Here is an 8,992-nt window from a genome sequence, read left to right on the forward strand (position 1 = left end):
AGCGCCTGCAGGAAACCGGTGACTGCGCGGCTATGGCCAGTGATATCAGGCAAGCTTAGGCCACCCGAGCCACCATGGCCCGGAAGATCAATCGCAATCACGGGATGCGCGTGCAGCGCTTGCCCCCCTTGACCGGGCAGAACAGCCGTCGACGACGGAAGGCCAAACGGGGCAGTCGCCTCGGCCACACTCCGCCAAGATTGCGGCCAGTCGAGTTTGGACCCTCCGGCACCGTGCACCAGAACAAGTGTGGGCCGCTCCGGCGTCACTGCAATTCCGTTGGTGCTAAAGCAGATTTTTTGCCCGCCGATGCTGACTTTTTGGTTGGCGTATGTCTCAAAGCGAGGGTGAGGCGTCATAACGATCACACCAGCTTGTGCATGGCTTCCAGATCTGTGGACCCGATCTCGTCTACAATTTTGCTGCGCAGTTTTCGCATCGCGCCCAGCCATTTGTCGTAGTTGGCAGACTTGAATTGGATGAATTGCGCGACATCCGCGTGCGGCAAAATCAGGAAGCTTTCCTGCGCAACACCCTCAACCACGGTTTCTGCAAGTGCTTCTGGTGTGATCACACCCGGCAGATCGCTTGATGCGCCTTTATCGGCATACCCCAGCATCGGGGTTGCCACATATTGCGGACAAATGACCGAAACCTTGATCCCGTCACCGCCATGGGTTATCGCGACGGATTCAGCGAACCCTAAGGCAGCATGTTTGGTTGCAGAATAAGCCGCATCACCGATTTGGCTCAGCAACCCGGCAGCCGAAGACATCTGCAACAGATAGCCGCTCCCGCGTTCGATCATGCCTGGCAGAACCGCGCGGGCGGCATAGACATGCGCCATCACATGAACGTCCCAGCAAAGGCCCCAGGTGTCATTGCTGGCCGAGGCTGAATGTGATGGCTCGCCTAAACACACACCCGCGTTTGAGCAGAACATATCCACCGGGCCAAAGTGCTGCTCTGCCTGCTGAACCAACGCCTGCACATCGGCCTCCTTGGTGACGTCGCATGCCACAGCCAAACCATCAATCACGGCCGCGGTTGCACGAGCCGCACCTTCGTCCAGATCGGCGACAACAACCTTTGCACCCTCCTTGGCGAACCGAGTGGCTAAGGCCGCACCAATGCCGCGTGCACCGCCGGTGATAATGATCGTCTTATTCTTAAGATCCATGGGACTTTCCTATCGCAAATTTTTACAGAAGAGATGGCAGCCACAGCGCCATCGAGGGAAATGCAATCACAAGGCCAATCATCACGAACATGGCGAAAACGAACGGGATCGCCCCTTTGATTACGTCTTTGATTGGTCCGCTTTGGCGGATGGATTGCACAACATAGAGGTTCAGCCCAATAGGCGGTGTGATCAAAGCGGTTTCCAGCAGCAACATCAGCACCACACCGAACCAGATCGGATCGTACCCAAGGGCGACGATCACCGGCACGACAATGGGGGTCGTTGTGATCAACATGGACAGGCTCTCCATGAAACACCCCATCACTAGATAGATGGCGATAATGATCAACAACACCTGAAACGGGGACAGGCCCAGGCCTTCGATAAAGCTTTGGAATGCGGCCGCGAGGCCGATGACGGCAAGCACGAAGTTCAAGAAGGCCGCTGCCAGAATGATCAGCATGATCATCGCTGTTGTCCGCATGGTGCCTTCGAATGATTTCAGAAGCATATCCCGTGTCAGCTTGCCGTTTTTCCACGACAGCAAGAGTGCCGCAAGAACGCCCAGAGAGGCACTTTCCGTCGGCGTCGCCCAACCCGCATAAATGGAGCCGATGACCACAATGAAAATGAACAAAGGTTGCAACAGATTTGGCAGGCTCGCGAAACGCTCAGACCACGAAATTGAGATCTTTTCGCCGCCCCAGCCTTTGTTGGCGAGGCAGAGAAGGACGATGGTAAGACTGTAGAGCCCCGCCAAAACCAGCCCCGGTAAGATTCCCGCGAGGTAAAGCTTGGGCACGGATGTATTGGTCAAAAGCCCGTAGATGATCAGGCCAACGGAAGGCGGTATCAGAATGCCAAGTGTCCCACCGGCGGCAAGCGAGCCAAGAAACAGGGGTGTGTGATAGCCGCGCTTGTCGATCTGCGGCACCGCAACCGTCCCAACGGTGGCCGCCGTGGCAACGGAAGACCCAGAGGTCGCCGCAAAGATAGCGCTGGAACCGATATTGGAATGCATTAGCCCGCCCGGCAGCCATGACAGCCATTTTGCCATCGCATCATACATCTTTTCAGCGATGTCCGAGCGCAGCATGATCTCGCCCAGCATAACAAACATGGGCACCGCAACGAGCAGAAATTCGATCGAGTTTTCCCACATCATGTCACCAATGGCGCGACGCAAAGGCATGATGGAAAAGCTCTCGTCCAGCACCACGCCCAACAGGCCAAGTGCTGCAGCAACCGGAATTGCAAGGAAGATGAACAGAAGTAGAAGTGAGAAAGTGACGATAAGGATCATGATTTGCCCTCCGTCTCGACCAGCTCCGCTTTGATTTCGCCTTCGATGCCTTCGGAACCGATAAGCTCAGAGACTGCATCCCAGTTGCGGCGCAGGACATTGCCTGTAACACGAAGCGCAATCAAAACCCACATCGCCAAAGCAAGTCCGATCCCGCTGATCCAGACAATCTGAGGAATAGATAGCGGTGTGCGTAGGGGCGTGACCGAGATACGGCCGGTTTCAACCGTCCCTTTGACCAATTCAAACCCGTACCAGCCAATAAGGGCGAACAGCGCGCCAAGTGCGAGAAAGCTGAGAATGTCCAATGCAATACGCAAAGGGCGCGGCATCAGATTATAGACAACGTCGATCCGAACATTTCCTTTCTTGCGGATCACGGCTGCGTAGGACCAGGCCGTAGCTGCCGCGAAGACATAGCCTGAAATTTCATCCGCACCCCCAAGCGACGAATTGAAAAGCTTACGCATGATGACTTCCAACCCCACCATGAAAGCTGTCATCAAAAGGGCCGCCCCTGCGACCCAAACGGCAATTTCTGAGACACGGTCAAGCGCGCCTTGTGTTCGGATCAACATGGTAAACCCCCTGCAAAGTTGGATGGCGGCACCAGCATGCCAGTGCCGCCAAGCGCGTTACTGAATTGATAGACCGTTGGCCGCGCCGATCGTGGCGTTCCACGGGTCTGCGCAATCAGCATCGCCGCAGCGGTCGAGCCAGCCTGGAAAGACATGGCTTTGCAGGATATCTCTGGCCTGCGCGCTATCGGCCTCGGTCATCGAGATGAGGGTCATGTCGACGGCATCACCTTTGGAACAACCCGCGTCATCACCCGTCAGACAGGCCAACCCCTCGTTTTCTTCGGTGACATAGTTCGTCCAGGTCGTGTCTTCCCAATTGCTGATCTGCTCGGCCAGTGCGGCGCGAGATGCGTCATCAATGCTCTGCCATTTGGAAAGGTTCGCGTAGAGCCCCGCCATGCCCATGTTAATCGGCAGTTCGCCAACATAGTTGATCACCTCGTGCCAGCTAGCGTCATAGGCTGGGATCGCACCAGTGACCGCGCAATCGACGACGCCGTTCTGGATGGCAGGAACAACTTCACCGAATGCAATCGTCACGTTCGTCGCCCCTGCGCCGGACAAGAAGTCTGCGTGGGTGGCGCTTGAAGTTCTGATCTTACGGCCTTCAAGTCCGGCCAAGCCATCGAACTCGTCTTTGCAGAACACGAACTGGCGACCAAAGGGGTAATGCGCCAGCATGATCAGGTTCTGCTCCGCCAGACGTCCATTGATCACGTCGCGGTAGGCATCGGCGTTCGCGCGTGCGCTAGCCATATCGGTTGCGACACCAGCAAGATCGATGCCTTCCATCTCGGGCGTCGATCCGGTGACATAGGCAACAACCATGTTGCCCATATCGAACACACCGTTTTGTAGCAAGTTGAGCGTCTCGTACCCTTTCAAGCCCATGACAGAGATGGAGACGATTTCGCCACTCATCTGACCATCAGTATTTGCGGACAACGTTTCAGTCCAGAACGGGTTTTCGTAATTTTTAAACTGGCTGAGACTGCTCCAGGTCCCAAGCACCTTAAACTGGTGCGGTTGGATGTCGTCTGCGCTTGCCGTTCCAGCGGCGACTGCAAGACTTAGTCCTGCTATGGTTACGAGTGATTTCAACATAAGTTTCCTCCCTTGGATGTGTTGAATATGTGCCGCTCAGATCATTCGGAGCGATCATTTATTGGAGTGTTCGTGGTCCAATCAAAACTGCCTGTGTCGCGCTCTGTGACCGCCTGTTTCCAGCCAACGGTTTCGACGCGCGCCTTGAAATTCATGCCCTCAGGCGAATGGCGGGTGATCCCGTCAAAGACGGTGGCCAGCCTTTGGGTTTGATTGACCTTTTCTTCCACGGCCGCATTGATCACCATCTTCTGCATCGCCAGCTGGTTGATCGGAACGCTCGCCATTCGCTGCGCCAGCGCCTCGACCTCGGCATCCAATTGCGCATCTGGCACGGATTTCAGCACCAGCCCCATCTCGGCAGCCTCAATCCCGGTGATCTTGTCGCCCGTAAACATCATGCGCTTGGCTTTTTCCGGCCCCAACCGATGCACCCACATCGCCGTCGTCGGGCAGCCCCAAACACGGGTGGGCATGTAGCCGATCTGCGCTGTGTCTCCCATAATCGTAAGATCCGCGCAGAGCGCGATGTCTGACCCGCCAGCAACGGCGAAACCATGCACCTTGCAGACAACTGGTTTCATCGCTCGAAAGAGAGACATGAAGGCCTGCGTATTGGCCCACATAAACTGGAAATCCTGCATCGGATCCCAAGGCATCTCCTGCACAACCTGATTTGTGCCCTTGCCTTCGGCGTAATACGCCAGGTCATAGCCCGAACAGAACGCTTTGCCCGCACCCGACAAGACCATCACATGCACGTCCCTGTCGGCATCCGCTTGCGCCACCGCCGCAGCCAACTCGCCGGGCAAGTCATCGTCGATGGCATTCATCACCTCGGGACGGTTCAGGGTGATCCGACCAATGCGGCCGTCTTTCTCGTAAAGAACTTTTGGCAAGGTGCGTTGCTCCAGTTGTGACTCTCGGTTCGCTGACCGGTTATGGGAGCATGGTTGGCAAACCTGATATTTTCCATTATTAGTTTTCTATGTTTTGATAACTTTGGAATATCAATAATGCTACCAACACTTCGCCAACTCCTCGTCTTCAAAACCGTAGTTGAGCAAGGCAGTTTTCGAAAAAGCGCTGACGTACTGAACACATCCCAGCCAGCGCTGTCGAACTCTGTTAAGGCGCTGGAGGATGTTCTGGGAACGTCGGTGTTCTTCCGAACAACACGATCTGTGGAACTGACTGCGGCTGGCACCGCGCTTTATGCGCGCATCGATCAGATTTTTGAGATGGTTGAGACTGCCACATTGGAAGCCCGCGATGCGGCAGACGGCAAAGGCGGCAGGCTACGACTAAATTACGTGGATTTTGCGATCCTGGGTGGATTGCCCGATGTGCTGGAAAATTTTCGGTCGAAAAACCCGAAGATACAGATTGACATAGGTTTCGCCCGCACGCTTGAACAGATTGAAAAAATGCAGAAAGGCCAGATAGATATCGGGTTTATTTTTGACATGGACACGCCTATTCCGCCGGATTTCCGGCGATTGGTTTTCAGTGTTGAAGGACTTGCCGCTGTTGTGCCCAGAGCGCATCGGTTGGCCAAGAGGGCCACGCTGGAGCTGGAAGAGCTCAAAGGCGAACCCATCATTGCGGGCGACGCCAGATGGGAGCGGTATACGGATATGGTCAACGAGCATTGTATTGCCCGTGGCTTCTCGCTCGAGATTTCTCAGCGGGCTTACTTGCGCGACGAGATGCTGTCCCTCGTTCTGGGGGGTATGGGCGTGCTGATCTACCCTAATTGCATCATGAACGCAGCGCGCTTTGGTTTGCGGGCTATTCCGATCAGCGATGTTGGCGATGTTATCACGACCTCACTGATCTGGCGCAGCGACAGCGCGAACCCAATTGTAGCCCCGTTTGTCGACGCTGTGCGCAAGTCGTTAGCCAACGTCGTTGATACAAAGTAATTATCAATACATAGATTTTTGATATTTGAGAATTCGCGGCACGTTGCCTCTGATATTTTATGAGAACAATGAATAATCAGAGCCACAAATGTACAACTTACACCTCGAAAAAGCGTATTTCCCAGCTCAGTCAGACATGGATGCAATCGATGTGCCTATTGGCGAAGGCCTAAGGGAGGTCACAGCAAGCAACATCTACAGGCCGGCGCTGACTGAGATCCGTCAAGATGGGTCTCGGGGACGCTCCTGGACATACGGCGCGCTTTGGGATGATTGCGAACGACTAGCGCTTGCTTTGAGTTCGCGTTTTACCAAGGGCGAAAAGATTGTGGTCTGGTCTCCAAACAGCCCTGAATGGGTTTTTATGGAATATGCCTGTGCGCTTGCCGGTCTGGTGCTTGTAACGGCCAACCCATCGCTGCAAGCCAAAGAACTTCGGTATGTGCTCGAGCAGTCTGGCGCTGTTGGCCTGTTCCATGTTCAGGAATTCAGGGGCAACCCTATGGCACAGATCGCCACGCTTGCCAGCGACGGCAATAACTTCCTGCGGGAAGTAACTGATCTTGATGATCACGACGTTTTGTTTGCACGAAGCTCAAACGAGGCACGTCTTCCTGAAGTGTCGACCTCCGATCCGGCACAAATTCAATACACGTCAGGAACGACCGGGTTTCCAAAGGCAGCACTTTTATCCCATGGGGGGCTGTTGAACAACGCGCGCTTCTATGCAAATCGCTGCGGCGTCACACAAAACAGCATCTGGATCAATATTATGCAGATGTTTCACACATCCGGCTGTGGGATGGTGACGCTGGGCGCAATGCAGGTAGGCGCGCATATGGTGCTTGTCAGCTTGTTTGACGCGCCGCGCATCGTCGATCTGCTTGAAAGCGAAAAGGCCGATGTCGTCTTAGGCGTTCCGACAATGGTGGTCGCCCTCCTTGAGGAACAGGAAGCCAACCCACGTGATTCAACTGCGTTGCGCGTGATCAGCTGCGGCGGCGCAAATGTCGCCGCGGATTTGGTACGACGGGTGAAGAAAGCGTTTGGATGCGGATTTTCGACCCTCTATGGCCAAACGGAGCACTGCCCGGTTATCACCCAGCACCACTTGGACGACAGCATTGATGATATCTGCAAGACGATTGGCCAGCCGATCCCGCGAACAGACGTGTCCATCCGACGTTTGAGCGACAATTCCTGCGCTGACCTGAACGAGCCAGGTGAAATCTGCGCGCGCGGTCCGTGCACTATGCTTGAATATCACGACAACCCGAAAGCCACGCAGGCGACGATTGACGCTGATGGTTGGCTTCATACTGGTGATTTGGGCACAATGGACGTTCGAGGCTATCTAAAGATCACCGGTCGGGTCAAAGAGATGATTATTCGTGGCGGAGAGAACCACTTCCCTGCGGAAATCGAGAATGCGATGCTAACGCATCCAGAGATTCAAGAAGTCGCTGTGGTCGGTATCGCCGACGAGAAGTGGGGCGAGTTAATTGCGTGTTTCCTCCGGCCATCGGGCGATGCAACTTTGAGCGCGGCGGAACTGAAATCTCATTGCCGATCCGAATTGTCTCCACAAAAAACGCCAAATCTTTGGATTGAGGTCAAAAGCTTTCCGATGACCGGGTCCGGCAAGATCCAGAAATTCGCCTTGCGCGATATGTTCGAACGCGGTGAACTCACACCTTTAACGGCATAGGTGATCCAATGACGAAATCCGAACGGGATCTGCTCACAAGCACGCATTGGGGCACCTACCGGGTGGATGTTGAGAATGGTCGTGTCACCAACCTTCGTGGGTTTGAGCATGACCCAGATCCCTCGCCAATTGGGCCGGGGATAGTGGATGTGCTTGACGGCCCAACACGGATCACGGCCCCGATGGTGCGCAAGAGCTGGCTGGAAGGTGGCCCGGGCACGGCGGGTGACAAACGCGGGTCGGACGCATTCGTGGAGGTTACCTGGGAGGAAGCCAACCGGCTGGTCGCTGCAGAGCTTACCCGCGTGCGCTCTACCCATAGCAACCGCGCGATTTATGCCGGGTCTTACGGCTGGGCAAGTGCTGGGCGGTTTCACCACGCGCAAAGCCAACTCAAACGGTTTCTGAACTGTATCGGTGGATATACCGGTTCCAAAAACACGTATTCCTTCGCTGCGGCAGAGGTGCTCGTACCTCATGTCCTCGGCACCTTCCGCGGGCATTTGGATACAACCACAAGCTGGGAAAGTATTGCATCAGATTGCGAGCTCTTCGTGGCCTTTGGTGGCGTGCCTTTGAAGAATGGGCAGATCAGCCAAGGCGGCACCGGCGCACATGTACAAAAAGACGGGCTTCTGGCCGCGCATGAGGCAGGTGTTGACTTCGTAAATATCTCGCCACTGTGCTCGGACCTGCTTACCCAAATGGATGGAGATTGGCTACCCATTCGGCCCAATACGGACGTGGCGCTGATGCTGTCGCTGGCCCATGTGTTGCTCACCGAAGAACTGCACGATCAAGCGTTCCTTGACAACTATACCGTCGGTTTTGCGCGTTTTGCTGACTATCTGTTGGGCAAAACGGATGGCATTCCCAAATCACCTGAATGGGCCGCAGATATCTGCGAACTACCTGCCGACACCATCCGTGATTTGGCCCGTCGCATGGCGCGCAGCCGGACAATGATCTCAACCGCTTGGGCTTTGACACGTCAGGATCACGGCGAACAACCGTTTTGGGCGGCCATCGCACTTGCGGCGATGCTGGGGCAGATCGGCCTGCCGGGGACGGGCCTTGGGTTCGGCTATTCGGCGATGAACAACACCGGATTGAACCGCACGCCAATCAACTATGCGTCCTTTCCGCAAGGCCATAATCCTGTGCCGGATTTCATCCCCGTGGCGCGCG

The 8,992-nt window shown here is 55.3% G+C and carries 9 protein-coding genes; 3 read left to right on the forward strand and 6 right to left on the reverse strand.

What is annotated here, in order from left to right; genetic code table 11:
• The 6 genes from ABJQ89_RS18505 to ABJQ89_RS18530 all read right to left on the reverse strand — a co-directional run.
• Positions 1-359: alpha/beta fold hydrolase (locus tag ABJQ89_RS18505; RefSeq protein ID WP_348497632.1), on the reverse strand; the 359-nt coding region annotated here is incomplete at its 3' end.
• A 5-nt stretch (positions 360-364) separates the two neighbouring features.
• Complete coding sequence (locus ABJQ89_RS18510) at positions 365-1,180, reverse strand: SDR family oxidoreductase (protein WP_348497633.1); 816 nt, start codon at positions 1,178-1,180, stop codon at positions 365-367.
• 22 nt (positions 1,181-1,202) lie between these two features.
• A complete protein-coding gene (locus ABJQ89_RS18515; RefSeq protein ID WP_058274576.1) occupies positions 1,203-2,486 on the reverse strand; it encodes a TRAP transporter large permease in 1,284 nt (427 codons plus the stop codon).
• The gene (locus ABJQ89_RS18520; RefSeq protein WP_120502319.1) at positions 2,483-3,064 is read right to left on the reverse strand and encodes a TRAP transporter small permease; all 582 of its coding nucleotides are present in this window, start codon (positions 3,062-3,064) and stop codon (positions 2,483-2,485) included. The genes ABJQ89_RS18515 and ABJQ89_RS18520 overlap by 4 nt, the downstream gene beginning before the upstream one ends.
• 57 nt (positions 3,065-3,121) lie before the next feature.
• On the reverse strand, positions 3,122-4,171 hold the full coding sequence (locus ABJQ89_RS18525) for a TRAP transporter substrate-binding protein (protein WP_348408278.1): 1,050 nt from the start codon (positions 4,169-4,171) through the stop codon (positions 3,122-3,124).
• Positions 4,172-4,212: 41 nt separating this feature from the next.
• Positions 4,213-5,085 carry a crotonase/enoyl-CoA hydratase family protein gene (locus tag ABJQ89_RS18530; protein ID WP_348497637.1) on the reverse strand — a complete coding sequence of 291 codons (873 nt, stop codon included), beginning with the start codon at positions 5,083-5,085 and terminating at the stop codon, positions 4,213-4,215.
• A 102-nt stretch (positions 5,086-5,187) separates the two neighbouring features.
• On the opposite strand from ABJQ89_RS18530, the gene ABJQ89_RS18535 reads away from it, so the two are divergent.
• The 3 genes from ABJQ89_RS18535 to ABJQ89_RS18545 form a co-directional block, all read left to right on the forward strand.
• Entirely contained in the window at positions 5,188-6,096 is a 909-nt protein-coding gene (locus ABJQ89_RS18535) for a LysR family transcriptional regulator (RefSeq protein ID WP_348497634.1), read from the forward strand.
• A gap of 88 nt (positions 6,097-6,184) precedes the next feature.
• Complete coding sequence (locus tag ABJQ89_RS18540; RefSeq protein WP_348497635.1) at positions 6,185-7,804, forward strand: class I adenylate-forming enzyme family protein; 1,620 nt, start codon at positions 6,185-6,187, stop codon at positions 7,802-7,804.
• 8 nt (positions 7,805-7,812) lie between these two features.
• Positions 7,813-8,992 (forward strand): molybdopterin-dependent oxidoreductase (locus ABJQ89_RS18545; protein ID WP_348497636.1); only part of this gene is annotated, 1,180 nt, incomplete at its 3' end.

It is taken from the genome of Planktotalea sp. (assembly GCF_039984035.1).
Lineage (GTDB): Bacteria > Pseudomonadota > Alphaproteobacteria > Rhodobacterales > Rhodobacteraceae > Planktotalea.